This window comes from Flaviflagellibacter deserti, from assembly GCF_042652085.1.
Lineage (GTDB): Bacteria > Pseudomonadota > Alphaproteobacteria > Rhizobiales > Methylopilaceae > Flaviflagellibacter > Flaviflagellibacter deserti.
In genome coordinates, this window is the sequence record NZ_JBHSJF010000001.1 from 29,691 (window position 1) to 47,092 (window position 17,402).

At 65.1% G+C, this 17,402-nt stretch carries 15 protein-coding genes; 11 read left to right on the plus strand and 4 right to left on the minus strand.

Annotation, left to right across the window (positions count from 1 at the left end):
- Window positions 1-172: 172 nt before the first annotated feature.
- The gene (locus ACFPFW_RS00190; RefSeq protein ID WP_114955574.1) at window positions 173-940 is read right to left on the minus strand and encodes a trypsin-like serine protease; all 768 of its coding nucleotides are present in this window, start codon (window positions 938-940) and stop codon (window positions 173-175) included.
- 188 nt (window positions 941-1,128) lie between these two features.
- On the opposite strand from ACFPFW_RS00190, the gene ACFPFW_RS00195 reads away from it, so the two are divergent.
- The 6 genes from ACFPFW_RS00195 to tolB all read left to right on the plus strand — a co-directional run bounded on the left by ACFPFW_RS00195 (window position 1,129) and on the right by tolB (window position 6,048).
- A complete protein-coding gene (locus tag ACFPFW_RS00195; RefSeq protein WP_114955227.1) occupies window positions 1,129-1,743 on the plus strand; it encodes a TetR/AcrR family transcriptional regulator in 615 nt (204 codons plus the stop codon).
- Between the two features lie 78 nt (window positions 1,744-1,821).
- A complete protein-coding gene (locus tag ACFPFW_RS00200; RefSeq protein ID WP_114955228.1) occupies window positions 1,822-2,220 on the plus strand; it encodes a DUF2852 domain-containing protein in 399 nt (132 codons plus the stop codon).
- Between the two features lie 294 nt (window positions 2,221-2,514).
- Window positions 2,515-3,234, plus strand: coding sequence for a protein TolQ (tolQ, locus tag ACFPFW_RS00205; RefSeq protein WP_114955575.1), 720 nt, complete (start codon window positions 2,515-2,517; stop codon window positions 3,232-3,234).
- Window positions 3,235-3,693 (plus strand): protein TolR, encoded by a 459-nt coding sequence (gene tolR, locus ACFPFW_RS00210; protein WP_114955229.1) that lies wholly within the window; start codon window positions 3,235-3,237, stop codon window positions 3,691-3,693.
- A gap of 5 nt (window positions 3,694-3,698) precedes the next feature.
- Complete coding sequence (locus ACFPFW_RS00215; protein WP_162799545.1) at window positions 3,699-4,703, plus strand: hypothetical protein; 1,005 nt, start codon at window positions 3,699-3,701, stop codon at window positions 4,701-4,703.
- 49 nt (window positions 4,704-4,752) lie between these two features.
- Window positions 4,753-6,048, plus strand: a complete 1,296-nt coding sequence (gene tolB, locus ACFPFW_RS00220) for a Tol-Pal system beta propeller repeat protein TolB (RefSeq protein WP_114955231.1) — start codon at window positions 4,753-4,755, stop codon at window positions 6,046-6,048.
- Window positions 6,049-6,107: 59 nt separating this feature from the next.
- Here the strand turns inward: tolB and ACFPFW_RS00225 are convergent, their stop codons facing one another.
- Window positions 6,108-7,136, minus strand: a complete 1,029-nt coding sequence (locus tag ACFPFW_RS00225; protein ID WP_114955232.1) for a GlxA family transcriptional regulator — start codon at window positions 7,134-7,136, stop codon at window positions 6,108-6,110.
- Between the two features lie 124 nt (window positions 7,137-7,260).
- Here ACFPFW_RS00225 and ACFPFW_RS00230 point away from each other — a divergent pair, with 124 nt between their 5' ends.
- The 3 genes from ACFPFW_RS00230 to ybgF all read left to right on the plus strand — a co-directional run bounded on the left by ACFPFW_RS00230 (window position 7,261) and on the right by ybgF (window position 10,187).
- Window positions 7,261-8,319 carry a class I SAM-dependent methyltransferase gene (locus ACFPFW_RS00230; protein ID WP_114955233.1) on the plus strand — a complete coding sequence of 353 codons (1,059 nt, stop codon included), beginning with the start codon at window positions 7,261-7,263 and terminating at the stop codon, window positions 8,317-8,319.
- Between the two features lie 293 nt (window positions 8,320-8,612).
- A complete protein-coding gene (gene pal / locus ACFPFW_RS00235) occupies window positions 8,613-9,107 on the plus strand; it encodes a peptidoglycan-associated lipoprotein Pal (protein WP_114955234.1) in 495 nt (164 codons plus the stop codon).
- Window positions 9,108-9,257: 150 nt separating this feature from the next.
- Entirely contained in the window at window positions 9,258-10,187 is a 930-nt protein-coding gene (gene ybgF / locus ACFPFW_RS00240; protein WP_114955235.1) for a tol-pal system protein YbgF, read from the plus strand.
- A 138-nt stretch (window positions 10,188-10,325) separates the two neighbouring features.
- On the opposite strand, the gene mdoH is transcribed toward ybgF, so the two are convergent.
- Both mdoH and ACFPFW_RS00250 read right to left on the minus strand, forming a co-directional pair.
- Window positions 10,326-12,479, minus strand: coding sequence for a glucans biosynthesis glucosyltransferase MdoH (mdoH, locus tag ACFPFW_RS00245; protein WP_114955236.1), 2,154 nt, complete (start codon window positions 12,477-12,479; stop codon window positions 10,326-10,328).
- Entirely contained in the window at window positions 12,467-13,993 is a 1,527-nt protein-coding gene (locus ACFPFW_RS00250; RefSeq protein WP_114955237.1) for an OpgD/OpgG family glucan biosynthesis protein, read from the minus strand. The genes mdoH and ACFPFW_RS00250 overlap by 13 nt, the downstream gene beginning before the upstream one ends.
- A gap of 227 nt (window positions 13,994-14,220) precedes the next feature.
- Between ACFPFW_RS00250 and tilS the strand changes: the two genes are divergently transcribed.
- Window positions 14,221-15,225, plus strand: a complete 1,005-nt coding sequence (gene tilS / locus ACFPFW_RS00255; protein ID WP_162799546.1) for a tRNA lysidine(34) synthetase TilS — start codon at window positions 14,221-14,223, stop codon at window positions 15,223-15,225.
- 156 nt (window positions 15,226-15,381) lie between these two features.
- The gene (gene ftsH, locus ACFPFW_RS00260; RefSeq protein WP_114955576.1) at window positions 15,382-17,304 is read left to right on the plus strand and encodes an ATP-dependent zinc metalloprotease FtsH; all 1,923 of its coding nucleotides are present in this window, start codon (window positions 15,382-15,384) and stop codon (window positions 17,302-17,304) included.
- Window positions 17,305-17,402: the final 98 nt, after the last annotated feature.

Here is a 17,402-nt window from a genome sequence, read left to right on the forward strand (position 1 = left end):
TTTCCTCGTTGTTTTGCGGTCGTATAGGAGGATTTGCCGGTTTCGTCACGCGTGTGTGTTCCGGAAGCGGCGAAGCCGCTGTCCGGAACCCATAACCCCTGTGCTGGAGACGGAGCGCAGCGCTGCGAAGTATGGGTCCCGGGCTCCGCTGCGCGGCCCCGGGACACGAACTCTAGCCACCGCGCGCCATCCGCATCATTGCGACGAAGCCCGGCGAGGCCGGATCGACCGGGACGACGACCATCCGCGTAGAACAGCCCTCCTTCGGACGGAGGATGGCGCCGGAGACGCCCCAGATGCCTCCGGACGGGGTGACGACCGGTCCGCCGCTGTCGCCCCGGCAGACCTGACCCGCGTCAGGCGTCGCGAAGGCGAGCGCCGCGCCGGTCTGGGTGTGCTTGATGTTGGAGAGCGCGACGCCCTTGAGCGTCCCCGATTTGCCCTTTGGACCAGCGAGGCCGGCGCCGGAAATGGAGAGCGCCGAGGGCTTGCCGGCCGTGTCGAAGCCGAGTGCCGGATGGCCGGGGGGCGCCGGGGCGCGGAGGCGCAGGATCGCCATATCAGCGGCGATCTCGGTCTGGCGCTGTTCGATGTCGCCCGGCCTCAAGGCCCAGCCGCGCGTGTGGCCCGGATGGCGGACGATGGCGGCGACGGGAGCAAAGGGCGGGACGGCCTTCGAGCCCTCGAAAAAGAAGACCGCGACATGCTCGGGGCTCGCTGCCTCGTCGACGCAATGCGCGGCGGTGAGGACGAGATCGGGTGCGATGAGCGCGCCGGTGCATTCGGAGAAGCGAGCCTTGCCGTCCGGCTGCGGGGCGACGGCCTGGATCGCGACCGATGCGCGGGAGAGGGACGTACCGGCGGCCAGAGGCGTTCCGCCGTCGAGGGCGGATGCGGGCAGCGGGACGAGGAGGGCGAGGGCGATGAGGAAGGGGCGCATGGGAGGCGTATCCCCGGAAAGCATGACGGAGGCAAGCATTGCAGAAGCGTTTTCCGGGGCGGCGAAGCCGAGCCAGGAATCCATAACCCCGGTGCTTATGATGGAGCCGAGATCCTGCGGAGTATGGGTCCCGGGCTCGCTTTCGCGACCCGGGACACGGGGGCCAGACTCATGTAATAGCCCTTCACATGGGACGCGGATATCATCACGGTAACCTGAAGGAAGCGCTGGTGCGCGCGGCGCTCGACCTGATCGGGGAGAAGGGCGTCGGCGGTTTCACCTTCGCGGACGCGGCGCGGATGGCGGGCGTCAGCCCGGCCGCGCCTTACCGCCATTACCGCGACCGCGATGAACTCCTGTCCGATGTGGCGAAACGCGGCTTCGAGACGTTCGAGGCGGCGCTATCGCGTGCCTGGAACGATGGAAAGCCGGAGCCGTTCGAGGCGATGGAGCGACTGGGCAGGGCGTATCTGGACTTCGCGAGGAGCGAGCCTGCCTATTATTCGGCCATGTTCGAGGCAGGGACGCCGACCGATGGGTCGCCCGAGCTTCGCGAGGTCGGCGACCGTGCGTTCGCCGTTCTGCGCTCGGCCGCGGAGCGGCTCGTCGAACTGGCGCCCAAGGACAGCCGGCCCCCGGCCCTGATGGTGGCGCTCCACATCTGGTCGATGACGCACGGCATAGCCTCACTGTTCGGGCGCGCGGATGGCGGTCGCCGAAAAGTCCCAATGTCGGCGGAGGATCTGCTGGAGGCTGGGATGCTGGTCTACCTCCAGGGCCTCGGCATCGAGCGCAAAAGATAATCCTCCCGGGTCTCCTTGACGCTCAGCCTGTCCAAACCTATTAATGTGAATGTGATTAACATTCACGAGGATCACACGATGCCGATCGCGGCAAAACTCGACGAATTTGGCAAGCCCGCCTGGATTGCGGCGGTCGTGCTTGGGTTCATGGTTTGGTGGCCAATCGGTCTGATGACCCTGGCCTTTGCCTTCGGGAGCGGACGAATGGGACGCGGACAATTTGCGGGCTTTCCCCGCTGGAAGGGCGGCTGTGGCGACTGGAAGCGCAATGCCCGGCACTGGCATCGCTCCAGCGGCAATGCGGCATTCGACGAATACCGCAACGAGACGCTGAAGCGCCTGGAGGATGAGGAGCAGGAGTTCCGCGATTTCCTCGAGCGCCTACGTCAGGCCAAGGACAAGCAGGAGTTCGACCAGTTCATGGCCGATCGCCGCGGCCGGCAGACGCCGACCAACGAGGCGGGCGAGCACGCCTAAACCAGTTCTCCCGGACAATGACGACAAAAGGCCGCCTTGAGGCGGCCTTTTTGCGTTTGCACGCAGTCATCTTGGCGCGGTAACCGATCATTAACCTTAACAAGTGATGAAGGTCTTGGGGCTTTCGCGTCCGTTGTCACGGTTCGGCCGCATTAAAGAGCGACCAAGCCGCGCCCTTCGAGTGCGCGGGAAGGCGGCGCCTGCCGCCGGGGGCCGCGTCGGACGGCAAAGCCGTTCGGATTTTGTCTGCGTTGCGACCGGGCCGGAGCCTGGTCCCGGGAGGGTATGTCGTTCATGGACCCAGCTATCGCCCAGCAGGGAGTAGCCGCAGTCACGGCTCACGACCTGTCTTTGTGGGGCCTGTTCATTCAGGCGGCTCTGGTCGTGAAGCTGATCATGATCGGCCTTGTCGTGTCGTCGGTCTGGTGCTGGGCGATCATCGTCGACAAGACTGTGCTCTACGCCCGCACGCGCCGGCAGATGGACCGTTTCGAGAAGGTGTTCTGGTCCGGCCAGAGCCTCGAGGAGCTTTATCGCAACCTCGCGCCGCGGCCGACGAGCTCGATGCCGGCTCTGTTCGTGGCGGCGATGCGGGAATGGAAGCGCAGCTTCGAGGGTGGCGGCAAGGCGGTCGCGAGCCTGCAGATGCGCATCGAGAAGGTGCTCGACGTCACCATCCAGCGCGAGCTGGAGCGGCTCGAGGCGAGGCTGCTGGTTCTCGCGACGGTCGGTTCCGCCGGCCCGTTCGTCGGTCTTTTCGGCACGGTCTGGGGTATCATGACCAGCTTCCAGTCGATCGCGGCCTCGAAGAACACCTCGCTTGCGGTGGTGGCGCCCGGTATCGCGGAAGCGCTGTTCGCCACCGCGCTCGGCCTCGTGGCCGCCATTCCGGCAACGATTTTCTACAACAAGTTCTCGTCCGAAGTTTCGAAGCAGGCCAACCGGCTCGAAGGCTTCGCGGACGAATTCTCCGCGATCCTGTCGCGCCAGATCGACGAACGGACGGGTAGCTGAATGGGCGCGGGCGCACTCCCAAAGGGCGGCGGAGGCGGGCGCAGGCGAGGCCGGCGCGGCGGACGTCGCGCGGCGGTGATGAGCGAGATCAACGTCACGCCGCTCGTCGACGTGATGCTCGTGCTTCTGATCATCTTCATGGTCTCGGCGCCGCTGTTGACCGTCGGCGTGCCGATCGATTTGCCGCAGACCCAGGCTCCCTCGCTGAACGAGGAAAAGGAGCCTCTCACCATCACGGTGAACAACAACGGCGAGATATTCCTGCAGGAAACCAAGGTTGCGATCGACGATATCGTGCCTCGCCTCAATGCGATCACGAAGCAGGGGTATGAAGAACGTATCTATGTGCGGGGCGACCGCAACGTGAATTACGGACAGGTGATGAAGGTGATGGGGACCATCTCCGCCGCCGGGTTCCGTCGCGTGGCACTGGTGACCGAGGTAGAGCAGGGGAGCTGACGGGGGTGACGAAGCAGCGGACAGGGATGGTCGTGTCGTCCGTCGCGCATGCGGGGGTGATCGCCTATGCCGTCATCGGCTTCACGACCGCGAAGCCCTTCGATCCGACGCTCGAATCGGTTGCCGTCGAGGTCCTGAGCCCCTCCGAATACGATGCGCTGACCAAGGGCGACCGGACCTCCAAGAAGGTCGAGAACACGCCGAAGGTCGAGGCCAAGAAGATCGCCGCCGTGACGCCCGAGCCGCGTCCTGCCGCGCCGGAAGCCAAGGAAAACGTCGACGCTCCGCCTCCTCCTCCGGATGCGGCCAAGGTCGAGACGCCCGAACCGAAGCCCGAGCCCAAGAAGGCCGAAACGCCGCCGCCGGAGCCGCCGAAGGAAGAGCCGAAGAAGGCCGAGACACCTCCGGTGCCGACGCCCGCTCCCAAGCCGGCTGAGACGCCGAAGCCGGAGAAGAAGGTCGACGAGAAGAGCCAAGCCAAGCTCGACGACCTGATCAAGAAGGAAGTCGAGAAGAAGCCCGACCCGCCGAAGAAGGTCGAGAAGAAGCCCGATCCCAAGCCGCAGCCGAAATTCGATCCGTCGAAGATCGCGACCATGATCGACAAGCGCGATCCGGGCCGCGTCGCCCAGGCCGCGCCGCAGATGGCGAGCATTACCACGGCCGGCATTTCGAACGGCCAGGCCTCGCAGCTCGCGCTGACGCGCGCCACCATGCTCGGCAACATGATCCGCGAACAGCTCTATCAGTGCTGGAGCCCGCCGGTCGGTACGCAGGGCATGCGCGACCTGATGGCGACGATCCAGTTCGAACTCACGCCGCAGGGCGTCCTGATCGGCCAGCCTTCACTTCAGGGAAGCTCGGCCAACCCGGCGTTCCAGGCATTCGCGGAAAGTGCGATGCGCGCGGTGAACAGCTGCACCCAGCCGACGCGGCCCCTGCGGCTGCCGCCGGAGGACTATAACCTCTGGAAGAGCGTGATCCTCGACTTCAAGCTGCCGGATGCGTAATGGCGGGCCCCGACGGTTCGCCCCCTTTCAATCTCGATCAGGTCCACTCATGCCCTTTGCCGCTCAACTACTGAGATGTCTCGCTCTAGCCGGTCTGGCGCTTCTGCCCGTCGGGGCGGCGCAGGCGCAGGTTCGCGTCGACATCAATCAGGGTCAGCTGCAGCCAATCCCGATCGCGGTCACGAACTTCCTCGGCGACCAGATGGCGCAGGACATCTCGAATCTGGTCGAGGCGGACCTCAAGCGCTCGGGCCTGTTCGCGCCGATCGCCAAGCAGGCCTTCATCGAGCAGATCACCAACATGAACCAGCCGCCCCGCTTCGGCGACTGGCGCATTATCAATGCGCAGGCGCTGGTGACCGGCGGCGTCAGCCGCAGCGGCAACAATATCCGTGCCGAATTCCGCCTGTGGGACGTGTTCGGCGGCCAGCAGATGATCGGCCAGCAATTCGGAGCCGACCCCAATAACTGGCGCCGCATCGCGCACAAGATCGCCGACGCCATTTATGAGCGCATGACCGGCGAGAAGGGCTATTTCGACACCCGCATCGTCTTCGTCGAGGAGAGCGGACCGAAGAACAAGCGGATCAAGCGCCTCGCGATCATGGACCAGGACGGCTACGGCCTGCGCTATCTCTCGCGCGGCGACGATCTCGTGCTGACACCGCGCTTCAGCCCGTCGTCGCAGCAGATCACCTACATGTCTTTCGCCGGCGGCAATCCGCAGGTCTACCTTCTGAATCTGGAAAACGGGCAGCGCTCGCTGGTCGGCAATTTCCCCGGGATGACGTTCGCGCCGCGCTTCTCGCCGGACGGCTCGCGTGTCGTGCTGAGCCTGCAAAACCAGGGCAATTCGAACATCTATTCGATGGACCTGCGTTCGAAGCAGACAACGCGACTGACAGACGATGCGGCGATCGACACCAGCCCGAGCTTTTCGCCGGACGGCTCCCAGATCGTTTTCGAATCCGATCGCGGCGGCAGGCAGCAGCTTTACGTGATGAGCGCGGGCGGCGGCGGCGCCAACCGCATCTCGTTCGGCGAGGGCTCGTATTCGACGCCGGTCTGGTCGCCGCGCGGCGACTACATCGCCTTCACCAAGCAGTATCAGGGCCGCTTCGCCATCGGCGTCATGCGTCCGGACGGCTCGGGCGAACGTCTGCTGACGGAAGGCTTCCACAACGAGGGCCCGACCTGGGCGCCGAACGGCCGCGTGCTGATGTTCTTCCGCGACCAGGGCGGCGGTCCGAAGCTCTATTCGATCGACCTCACCGGCTATAACGAGCAGGCGGTACAGACGCAGGCCTTCGCATCCGACCCGGCATGGTCGCCGCCGCTGAACTAAAGGAGCCAACCGCCGCGGGCTGCCCGCGCGAACGGACCGCTCCGCTTTGAGACGGATATTCAGGTGCCGGGAGTCCGGGCAAATACAGGGACCTGGAAGCGCCGGCGATACGCACCTGGCGTCAGTCCGGTCATTCGCTTGAAGAGCCGCCGGAAGAACGCCGCATCCTCGTAACCGACCTGCCAGCTGATCTCGTCGGCAGGTGCATTTGTACGTTCGAGTCGGCGCTTGGCGTCCTCGATACGCAGTCGCTGAACATAGTCGATGGGGGCAAAACCCGTCGCTTCCTTGAACCGCCGTTTGAACGTGCGACCGGCGATTCCAGAGCAGCGCACCATTTCCTCGACCGGACTCGCGACCGAAAAGTGCGTCGAGAGCCAGGATTGCGCATTCGCGATGGCGGCATCGCCATGATCCGTTCGGCCCTGGAAAACGATGTAGGGCGCGAGTCCGTCATGGTGCCATTGCAGCGCGAAGAACCGCGCCACGGTCTGCGCGGCAGTCGCGCCGACATGCCGTGCGATCAGATACACGATAAGGTCGTGCCAGGTCATCGAGGCGCCAGATGTGATGAGTTCCTCGCGCGCTCCGGAGACGACCAGAACGCGCTCAGGATGAACGGGGATGTTCGGAAACGTCCTTGCGAACGCGTCGGCATAGCCCCAGTGGACCGTCGCGTCCTGGCCATCGAACAGACCGGTCTCGGCGAGTAGGAACACGCCCGAACAGGCCGAGCATAGCAGCGCACCGTGCGCATGCCTTTGCCGAACCCACTGGATGAGTTCCGGATAGCGGCCGACCTTCCAGCCCTCGACCCCGAGCAGGACCGAGGGCACGATGATGATGTCGGTCGCGTCGACATCCGAGGCCGCGCGATGGGCCTCCACAGGTATCCCGCTCGCCAGGGGCACGCTGCCGCTTCGGGTTGCGACGATCTCGATCGTGAAGGGCGGCTCGACCGGGATCGATGGCTCGCCGTCCAGCATGCGAAACGAGCCCAGTACGTCATAGATGCCGGTGAGCGTCGATATGACGGCATCGGGTATGGCCACGAGGCTGACATGCAACGGCCGCGTCTGACCCGGCATAGTGCGCGCCCCTTGGCACGAAAGAACTGCTTTTGACCAGTCTCGCACTCACGAGACGAATGGCAAGCGAGCATCTTCCCGTCGAGTTCGGCGCTCGGGGCGCCGTGCGAAGACGGAGAATGCAATGACTATCAATCAGCAGAAGCTCAACACTCTTGTCGAGCGTCTTTTCGGGGATCTTTCGGCCGGATACGGCGGCGTCATGGTGAGTCTCGGCGACAAGCTCGGGCTTTACAAAGTCATGGCAGGCGCAGGGCCCCTGAGTTCCGTGGAGGTCGCCCGGCGAAGCGCCTGCGCGGAGCGGTACGTCCGCGAATGGCTCAATTCGCAAGTGGCCGGCGGGTATGTCGATTACCATCCGACCTCGGCTACCTACGAGCTGACTCCCGAGCAGGCAGCTATCCTCGCCGACAATTCGAGCCCGGTCTTCCTGCCGCACGCCTGGGAGGTGGTTGCCTCAATGTGGGCCGATGAGGCGAAGTCGCGCGGAGCCTTCAAGGCGGGGCGCGGCGTGAGCTGGGGGGAGCATGACGAGCGGCTCTTCTGCGGCGTCGCCGCTTTCTACCGCAATGCCTATGGCGCCAGCCTCGTCAAGGAATGGCTGCCAGCGCTGACCGGTGTTACCGAGAAGCTCGAACGGGGTGCCAAAGTGGCCGATGTCGGATGCGGGCATGGCCATTCGACCGTTCTGATGGCCAAGGCCTTCCCGAAAAGTCGATTCTGGGGCTTCGATGTTCATGAGGAGTCGATCGCGACCGCCCGGAAAGTCGCGCACGATAGCGGCGTCGGGGATCGCGTGAGCTTCGAAACCGCACCGGCCGACGGCTACGCCAAGCGGGACTACGATTTGATCTGCTTTTTCGACTGCTTGCACGACATGGGCCGGCCAGTCCATGCGGTGCGGCACGCGGCAAGCGCCCTGGCGGAGGATGGCAAACTCATGCTTGTCGAGCCCTTTGCGCGGGATGGTGTCGAGGACAACATCAATCCGATCGGTCGCCTCTATTATGCTGCTTCGACCACGCTGTGCTGCGCCCACGCCATTTCGGAGAACGGCACCCATGTTCTGGGCGCGCAGGCAGGGCCGCGTCAGCTCGAAGACGTGCTGAAGGCGGCAGGGCTTGGAAGGGTGCGTCGAGCGATCGAGACGCCGTTCAATCTTATCATCGAGGCGGGCCGCTGATCACTTGCCCGGGCAGGCCCGTTGCCTGCCCGGCAAAGTCGCGGCGATTGATCCGATGCCCGGCGTTTCTGCGTGTTCCGCGATGGGGGTTCGCGTGAAGTGTTGCCGAAAGGCATCAGTTTTGTCGCCTTCCCGCCACTTTTGGCGCTCACTCCGTGCGGCTAACGGCGGGCCGTCAATCAGGACGGACAGGGTGAAGCGGGATTGAAGAAATGCACTTAACGGAACCTTCGCTTAACCACTCAAAGGTTATGCATGGTCAGTCCGGCCAAGGACGTGAGGAGTTTTCCGCTATGTGGCGTTTTCAGCGTACCTCCCGCGGCGTTTCAATCGCCGCCGTCATCGCACTGGGGCTTCTCGCCTCGGCGTGCGCATCGAAGACCAACCAGGATCTAGCCGGCGGCGGCGCCGGTGGCCCTCCGGGCAGCCAGCAGGACTTCGTAGTCAATGTCGGCGACCGCGTATTCTTCGAAACCGATTCCACGGACCTGACCTCGACCGCCCAGGCGACGCTCGACAAGCAGGCCCAGTGGCTGCAGCGCTATCCGAAATATCAGATCACGGTCGAAGGACATGCTGACGAGCGCGGCACGCGTGAGTACAACCTCGCGCTTGGCGCACGCCGTGGTCAGGTTGCCCGCGACTATCTCGCTTCGCGCGGCGTGAACCCGGGCCGCATGCGTACGTTGTCCTACGGCAAGGAGCGCCCGGTCGCGGTCTGCGACGACATCTCCTGCTGGTCGCAGAACCGTCGCGCCGTAACCGTCCTCGGCGGCCCGTCGAGCTGATCCGAACTCGACCTTGGCTGGGTGAGTTTGCGGCGCGCCGAACCATCGGCGCGCCGTTCTCGTTTGCTGAACGAGAGCATGAACACTAAATCGTAATTCAGCCCGAACTGACTGCTTAATCAGGCAATCCTCGTCAGAGACCGTCCGCATATGATCCGCGCCCGTTCCCTTCTTCTCGCAGCAGGCATTGCCGGCTTTTCGTTTGTCTTGCCGCAAGGCTCGTTCGCCCAGAACGCGTCCGACATGTCGCTGCGCATCAACCGGCTCGAGGAGCAGGTGCGCCAGCTGACCGGACGGAACGAGGAATATCAGTTCCAGATCCGCCAGCTTCAGGATCAGGTGAAGGCATTGCAGGGCGGACCGGGAGTTCCCGGGCGTGCGCAGGCCGGCCAGCCGCCGCGCCAGACCGATGCCCGCCCGCCGCAACAGCCGCTCGGCCCTCCGGCCGGAACCCGGCCGAGCGCCGGCGTGCAGATGGGCGCCGCCGATCCGAGCCAGCCTGCTCCCGGCCCGCAGAATCTCGGCCAACTCCCGACCGGTCCGACGGGTGGTCCCGTCACGGGCCAGCCCGGCCCACTGGCGCAGGAACCGGGCGCGCCGATGGTGCTCGCGCCCGATTTCCAACCGGGCGGCGCACCGCAACAGCCGCCGGCCGGACCGGGAGGCGGGCCGGGCGGGTCGATCGCTTCGCTGACGGCGAGCGGCAGCCCGGACGAGGAATACTCGCTCGGAGCGGGTTTTCTGCAGCGCAAGGACTACGAGTTCGCGGAAACCCAGTTCCGCTCCTTCCTGCAGACATTTCCGAACGACAAGCGCGTGCCCGACGCGCTCTATGGTCTCGGCGAAAGCTATTACCAGCGCAACCAGCACAACGATGCGATCGAGCCGTACCTGAAGGTCGTGACCGACTACCCGCAGGCTTCGCGTGCTGCCGATAGCATGCTGCGCCTCGGCCAGACGCTCGGCGCGATCAACCAGAAGGAACAGGCCTGCGCGACCCTGATGGAGCTCGGTCGGAAATATCCGCGGTCGGGCGCGAAGGGGCAGTCCGACAGGGAAATGCAGAAATTGGGATGCTAGTCCTCTCCTGCGAAGCGGGAGAGGGTCGAGTCGTCGTCAGACGACCGGGGTGAGGGCCAGCACGATGCTCGTTGCCTCACACATGCCCTCACCCGCTCGCTTCGCGAGTCGACCTCTCCCGTAAACGGGAGAGGCATTTCACCCCCGCGCCAGCGCAACCAGCCGGTCGACGCCCCGCGAATCCGCGAGCAGCGCCGCGAATTCCTTCGCCGTCAGGTCACTGAGCGCAACGTCCAGCCCTTCGCCCTCGGCCTCGTCGAGCTTTGCGAGGCCGATCGCGAGATCGCCGCTGATGCCGCCGGTCTTGCGCGTGCTGCGCGGCGGCAGCATCGCGCGATGGGCTTCGAGAAGGCGTTCGTCAGCGGCCAGAAGGCGCACGGCGCCGGGGTTTTCCGCGCCTTGCAGCTGAGCGCTCAGTTCCCGCGCGCGGACGAGCGCCCGCGGTGGCTGGGTTTCTTCCGGGATCAGGAACAGGCCGGCCTTTCGAAGGCCGATGCCGATGCCGCGCGTGGCGGTCAGTGCCGCAAGCGGGATCGCCAGGACCATGCCGACAATGACCGGCGTCATCCAGAGGAAGAGGGACGGCGCGACCGCGTAGGCGCCGACGGCGGTCAGGATGCCGAAGAGGGTGTGCCAGACATAGGACCGGACGACCTCGCGGAACGAGATCGAGCCGTCGTCGCGGCGCTGCGGCTTCCAGCCGGCGTCCCTGCCGATCAGGATTTCGACCACGGCGACCGACTGGATCAGCATCATCACCGGCGCGATCAGGCCGGAAATGAGCGTCTCCAGCAGCATGCTGAAGAAGGAGCGGACGGCGCCGCCCGAGCCTCTCAGATCGTCCGGCCGGGTGAGCAGCGTGAAATAGCTCATGAGCTTTGGCAGGAGCAGGATCGCCATTGTGCCGACGAACACCCACGCTGCTCGCACGGGGTCCTGGGCCGGCCAGTTCGGAAAGAGCGTGAAGCCCTCGCCGAAATAGTCGGGCTGGATGAAGCGCGCCTGCAGCGAGATCAGGATGCCGGTGGCGAGAAACAGGAACCAGAGCGGCGCGGTGATGTAGGAGCCGATGCCGACGAGAAGATGCAGGCGCGAGACCCAGTGCAGGCCGCGTGCCGGCAGAACGCCGATATGCTGCAGATTGCCCTGGCACCAGCGCCGGTCGCGGATCGCGACGTCGGTAAGCGAGGGCGGACTCTCCTCGTATGAGCCCTTGAGGCCCGGGATCATGTGGATCGCCCATCCCGCCCGGCGCATCAGAGCCGCCTCGATGAAGTCGTGGCTGAGGATATGGCCGCCAAACGGCGTGCGGCCGCTCAGGTGCGGCAGGCCGGCCTGTTCGGCGAAAGCCTTCGTCCGGATCGCGGCGTTATGGCCCCAGTAATTGCCTTCCGAACCGTGCCACCAGGCGATGCCGTGGGCGATCAGCGGGCCGTAGACACGGCCGGCGAATTGCTGGAGGCGGGCGAACAAAGTCGAGCCGTTGACGATGATCGGCAGGGTCTGGATCAGGCCGACATCCGAGTGGTTTTCCATCGCGGAGGCCATCCGGACCAGCGCGTCGGCGGTCATGACGCTGTCGGCGTCGAGGATGATCATCGTCTCGTAGGCGCCGCCGAAGCGCTTCACCCAGTCCGATATGTTGCCGGCCTTGCGCTCCACGTTTTTGTGGCGCCGGCGGTAGAAGATGCGTCCGTGCCCGCCGGTGCGGTCGCGAAGTGCGAGGAACGCGGCCTCCTCCTCGACCCAGACGTTTGCGTCGGTCGTGTCGCTGAGGATGAACATGTCGAAGTGTTCGAGCCGGCCGGCGGCCTGGAGATCCTCGTAGATCGCCTGCAGGCCAGCCATCGTGCGGGACGGGTCCTCGTTGTAGGTCGGCAGGAGAAGGGCGATCTTCGCCGTCAGTTCGGGGAGCGGAGCATCAGGATTGATGCCGAGACGCCAGCCGCCACGCCTGAGCAGCGAAAAGAAGCCGGGCAGTGCGCTCGCGAACGAGAACGCAATCCAGGAGAACAAGATCACGAAGGTGACGAGGACGAGGTGCTCGAGGAAGGTCAGTCCGGCGACGCTAAGAACGAGATACATCTCGTAGGCGCCCGCCGCCGACAGGATGAGCGCCGTCGTTATCACGAATAAGCGGCGCAGGCCGGCGAGCCGCGGCCAGGATGCCGGCTTTCCGTTGCGGGGCGGCCGCTGCCAAAGCGACTGAACCGGCATTTCCAGATTGGTTTCGTCCGGAAGTGCGCGGAAGCCGACCGGCAATGCGGTCTGTGTCTCGGCTACGCCGTCCATCGATAGATCCAGACTTCCGAGAGCGGTTGATCGGCGCGGAAAAGCTGGGCGCGCATTTCAACCAGCGGCTCGTCGTCGGGATCGAGCTGGAAGCTCAGCCGCCAGCCGCCGGTTTCGGAATTCGGCTGCAACACGACATTGCTGAGTTTGCCGGGGTTTGCGGAGATGACCGGCTTCACCTGATCGTCGAGCTGGAGGTCCTTGATCCTGGCGCCCGCGATGTCGATCACGAACAGGCGGTTGTCTCCCGCGGCACCCATGCGCGTGTCGTGGAAGGTCAGGAGATCCGATTGGTCGAACGGATTGGGTCCGCACCAGTGCATGCGGTAGTTGTAGAGGTATTCCGCCCCTTTGCGGAGCGGTTCCTTGGGCCTCCAGAACGCGGCGATGTTGTCGTGGATCTCTTCCTTGGTGGGAATCTCGACGAGGTAGACCGCGCCTTCGCCCCAGTCGCCGATCGGCTCGATCCAGAGCGACGGCCGCTTTTCGTAGCGGGCTTCGAGGTCGTCGAAATCCCAGAAATTGCGGTGGCGCTGCATCAGCCCGAAGCCACGCGGATTGGCGTCGCCGAAGACGCTGATCTGCAGCTGGTTCGGATTAGTCAGCGGCCGCCAGAGGCGTTCGCCGCGGCCGTTCCAGAGCGCTAAGCCGTCGGAATCGTGCACGGCCGAACGGAAGTCGTCGACGTCCGAACGATCGTTCGGACCGAAGAAGAACATGCTGGTCAGCGGACCGAGGCCGGCCTGTTCGACGTCCTGGCGAGGATAGATCGCCATCTCGACGTCGAAAATCGTGGTGTCGCCCGGGCGGATGGTGAAGCGGTAGGAGGCAGACGCCGACTTGGAATCCAGCAAAGCGTGCACGACGATGGACGAGGTGCCCTTCGCCGGGCGCTCGATCCAGAAGCTGCGGAAGACCGGGAATTCCTCGCCTTCGGGACTCGCCGTGTTGATGGCGAGGCCGCGCGCGGACAGGCCGTAGCCCTGGCCCTTGGCGAGCGAACGGAAATAGCTCGCGCCGAGGAAAGCGGCGATCTCGTCGTAATAGTCCGGCCGGTTGATCGGGCCATGCAGACGGAAGCCGGCGAAGCCGAGATTGACGTTCGGCGGCGGCGGGGTGACCTGGCCGAAGGTGAACAGGTCGCGCGAATAAACGAGCGGGCGAGCCTGCCCCTCCGCGACGACGAAGATGTCGACCCGGTTCGAATAGAGGAAGCCGCGGTGAAAGAGCTGGACCTCGAAAGGCAGGCCCTCGCCGCGCCAGATCGCCCGCTCCGGAACGAAGCGGAGATCGCGATAGCGGTCGTAGGGCAGGTCCTTGAGTTCGTCCGGCAGGCCGGTATCGGGCGCCTTGTAGGGCTTCGACGCCATGTCGCGCGCGATCTGGCGAACCTGGGAGGCGTTGAACGGCGCGGCGTCTCCCGTCTGCGCGAGCGGGATTTCGGCGAGTTGTGCGAAAAGGCCCGCACCAAATGGGAGCGCAGCGGCTCCGAGGATGAGGTCGCGACGACGCAAAGGACTTACTTTCCGAAACAGGGCATAAGACTGCGAGCGGCCCGTACTCTCGCAGCGCCGAACGTATAATGAGGGGCCATGCCGCCGGTTCCACTCCACTGAAAGGTCATGCGCAACTTTTTCCGGCAACAGATAAAAGTAAGGGATGTGCCTGATGACTGTGTCGGGGCGACAGCGGCAATTCCGTGACCAACAGCATGGCCTTGCCTGATTCCGAAGGAGGCGCAGTGCCGCGCCCCGGCGGACCGGTGACCGAAGAGGAGGCGGCTGCGCTTTTTCAGCCGCTCGAAGGGTCCGTCGGCGTGCTCGCCGCAGTCTCGGGCGGCGCGGACTCGACCGCCCTCCTGCTTCTCCTCGCCAGATGGTCCAGCAATCGGGGGTTGCGACTTTGCGCCGCAACTATCGATCACGGGCTGCGGCCGGAGTCCGGAGACGAAGCGGAAAAGGTCGCGGCGCTCGCAAGATTACTCGGCATCGACCATCGGACGCTGCGCTGGACGGGCGCCAAGCCCGTTTCCTCTATCGAGAAAGCGGCCCGCACCGCGCGATATCGATTGCTGATGGAATACGCCGCCGAGATCGGCGCCCTGCATCTCGTAACCGCTCATACGCTCGACGATCAGGCGGAGACCGTGCTGATGCGGCTGGCTGCTGGGTCGGGCCCCGCCGGGCTGGCCGGGATGCGGCCGGTGAGCGCGCGCGGCGATCTGATCCATGTCCGGCCGCTGCTCGGCGTTCCGAAAACGCGGTTGATCGCGACCTGCGACGCGGCGGGCGTGTCCTGGAGCGAGGATGCCAGCAATGCCGATCCGAGGTTCGCGCGCGCCCGCCTGAGAGCGGGCCGCGACGTACTCGACCGCGAGGGATTGACCGCCGAGCGGCTGGCGGTGCTGGCGCGCCGGATGGCGCGGGCCGATGTCGCGATCGAGCAGGCCGTCGATAATGTCTGGGCCGGTTTGGCGATGAGCGGGCCGGCGCAGACGCGGATCGACGGCGCGTCATTCCTCGCTCTGCCGGAGGAGATCGGACTGCGGATGATGCTGAGGGCGGTCGGGAAGCACGGCGACGGGACGTCCGAGCGCCTGAAACGGGGCGAAGCGCTGTTCGACGCCGTTCGTGATGCTCTCCAGGCGGGGAAATCCCTGGGGCGGACGCTCGGCGGAGCGCGCGTCGCAGTCAGCAAAGGTCAACTGGTGATTTCCACAGCGCCGCCACGTCGAGAAACTGTGTGAGCCTTCAGGAAACCATTTTGTGGTTTGATGGATATCAGTAGCCGGAAAACCGGCCGGCTCTATCTGTTCTTGTGAAGGACGGAGAGGAACCTTACATTTCCGGTCGGGACTGTCCCGCCCGGACGCTCTAGGGAGCGCCGCCCCGAAAGGCTCATGATGAATCCGAATTACCGGAACTTCGCCCTCTGGGTGATCATCGTTCTGCTGCTGCTCGCTTTGTTCACGCTGTTCCAGAATCCCGGACAGCGCTCTGCGACCAATGAGATTTCGTTCAGCCAGCTTCTCACCGAAGTAGATAATTCGCGTGTTCGCGACGTGGTGATCGAAGGGCCGAACATCACCGGCACCTATACGGATGGCCGGAGCTTCCAGACCTACGCCCCGAGCGATCCGGGCCTCGTCGACCGCCTTTACAACAAGGGCGTCGGGGTGACCGCGCGTCCGCCGCAGGAGAGCATGCCGTGGTTCCTGGCGCTCCTCCTGAACTGGCTGCCGTTCATCGCGCTGATCGGCGTCTGGGTCTTTCTGTCGCGCCAGATGCAAGGCGCGGGCGGGAAGGCCATGGGCTTCGGCAAGTCGAAGGCGAAGCTCCTGACCGAGGCGCATGGCCGCGTGACGTTCGAGGACGTCGCGGGCGTGGATGAAGCCAAGGAAGACCTGCACGAGATCGTCGACTTCCTGCGCGACCCGCAGAAGTTCCAGCGTCTCGGCGGCCGTATTCCGCGTGGCGTGCTGCTCGTCGGCCCTCCCGGTACCGGTAAGACGCTCATCGCGCGTGCCGTCGCCGGCGAGGCGAACGTGCCGTTCTTCACGATCTCGGGCTCGGACTTCGTCGAGATGTTCGTCGGCGTAGGTGCGTCCCGCGTCCGCGACATGTTCGAACAGGCGAAGAAGAACGCCCCGTGCATCATCTTCATCGATGAGATCGACGCGGTCGGCCGCCATCGCGGCGCCGGCCTCGGCGGCGGCAACGATGAGCGCGAGCAGACCCTCAACCAGCTCCTTGTCGAGATGGACGGCTTCGAGGCCAACGAAGGCATCATCATCATCGCCGCGACCAACCGTCCGGACGTTCTCGACCCGGCGCTGCTGCGTCCGGGCCGCTTCGACCGCCAGGTTGTCGTGCCGAACCCGGACGTGATGGGCCGCGAGAAGATCCTGAAAGTGCATGTCCGCAAGGTGCCGCTGGCGCCGGACGTCGACCTCAAGACGGTCGCGCGCGGCACTCCGGGCTTCTCGGGCGCCGACCTGATGAACCTCGTCAACGAGGCAGCCCTGATGGCGGCCCGCCGGTCGAAGCGAATGGTCACGCATCAGGAGTTCGAGGACGCCAAGGACAAGATCATGATGGGCGCCGAGCGCCGCACCCTGGTCATGACCGAGCAGGAAAAGATGCTGACGGCCTATCACGAGGGCGGCCACGCCATCGTGGCGCTGAACGTGCCGGCGACCGATCCCGTCCACAAGGCGACGATCATTCCGCGCGGCCGTGCGCTCGGCATGGTCATGCAGCTGCCGGAGCGCGACAAGCTGTCGATGAGCTACGAGCAGATGACCTCGCGCCTGGCTATCCTGATGGGCGGCCGCGTGGCGGAAGAGATCATCTTCGGCCACGACAAGGTGACCTCGGGCGCCGCTTCGGACATCCAGCAGGCGACCAAGCTCGCCCGCGCGATGGTCACGCAGTGGGGCTTCTCGGACGAGCTCGGCACCGTCATGTACGGCGACAACAACGAGGAGGTCTTCCTCGGCTACAGCATGGGCAAGCAGCAGCACATCTCGGAAGAGACCTCCCGCAAGATCGACGCCGAGGTGAAGCGCCTCGTCGAAGAGGGCTATGCGACGGCTCGCCAGGTGCTGACCGAAAAGGGCGACCAGCTCGAAATCCTCGCCAAGGGCCTGCTCGAATACGAGACCCTCAGCGGCGACGAGATTGTCGGCCTGATTGGTGGCAAGCCGCCGGTGCGCGATGCCGCGGACGAGCCGCCGACCCCGCGCGGTTCAGCCGTGCCGACCGTCGGCAAGAGCCGGCCGCGGCCGAAGCCCGATACGGGTCTCGAGCCGCAGCCGCAGGCCTGACGCGGTAGAAATGAGAAAAGCCCGGCTTCGGCCGGGCTTTTTGTTTTTTGGGGGGTCGCCTCTCCCAGTGGGAGAGGTCGGCGCAAAGCGGCAGCTTT

Bases quoted from the DNA above. Each gene is read 5' to 3' on its own strand.
- ACFPFW_RS00190 (WP_114955574.1), bottom strand. From the start codon at position 940: ATGCGCCCCTTCCTCATCGCCCTCGCCCTCCTCGTCCCGCTGCCCGCA.
- ACFPFW_RS00195 (WP_114955227.1), top strand. From the start codon at position 1,129: ATGGGACGCGGATATCATCACGGTAACCTGAAGGAAGCGCTGGTGCGC.
- ACFPFW_RS00200 (WP_114955228.1), top strand. From the start codon at position 1,822: ATGCCGATCGCGGCAAAACTCGACGAATTTGGCAAGCCCGCCTGGATT.
- tolQ (WP_114955575.1), top strand. From the start codon at position 2,515: ATGGACCCAGCTATCGCCCAGCAGGGAGTAGCCGCAGTCACGGCTCAC.
- tolR (WP_114955229.1), top strand. From the start codon at position 3,235: ATGGGCGCGGGCGCACTCCCAAAGGGCGGCGGAGGCGGGCGCAGGCGA.
- tolB (WP_114955231.1), top strand. From the start codon at position 4,753: ATGCCCTTTGCCGCTCAACTACTGAGATGTCTCGCTCTAGCCGGTCTG.
- ACFPFW_RS00225 (WP_114955232.1), bottom strand. From the start codon at position 7,136: ATGCCGGGTCAGACGCGGCCGTTGCATGTCAGCCTCGTGGCCATACCC.
- ACFPFW_RS00230 (WP_114955233.1), top strand. From the start codon at position 7,261: ATGACTATCAATCAGCAGAAGCTCAACACTCTTGTCGAGCGTCTTTTC.
- pal (WP_114955234.1), top strand. From the start codon at position 8,613: ATGTGGCGTTTTCAGCGTACCTCCCGCGGCGTTTCAATCGCCGCCGTC.
- ybgF (WP_114955235.1), top strand. From the start codon at position 9,258: ATGATCCGCGCCCGTTCCCTTCTTCTCGCAGCAGGCATTGCCGGCTTT.
- mdoH (WP_114955236.1), bottom strand. From the start codon at position 12,479: ATGGACGGCGTAGCCGAGACACAGACCGCATTGCCGGTCGGCTTCCGC.
- ftsH (WP_114955576.1), top strand. From the start codon at position 15,382: ATGAATCCGAATTACCGGAACTTCGCCCTCTGGGTGATCATCGTTCTG.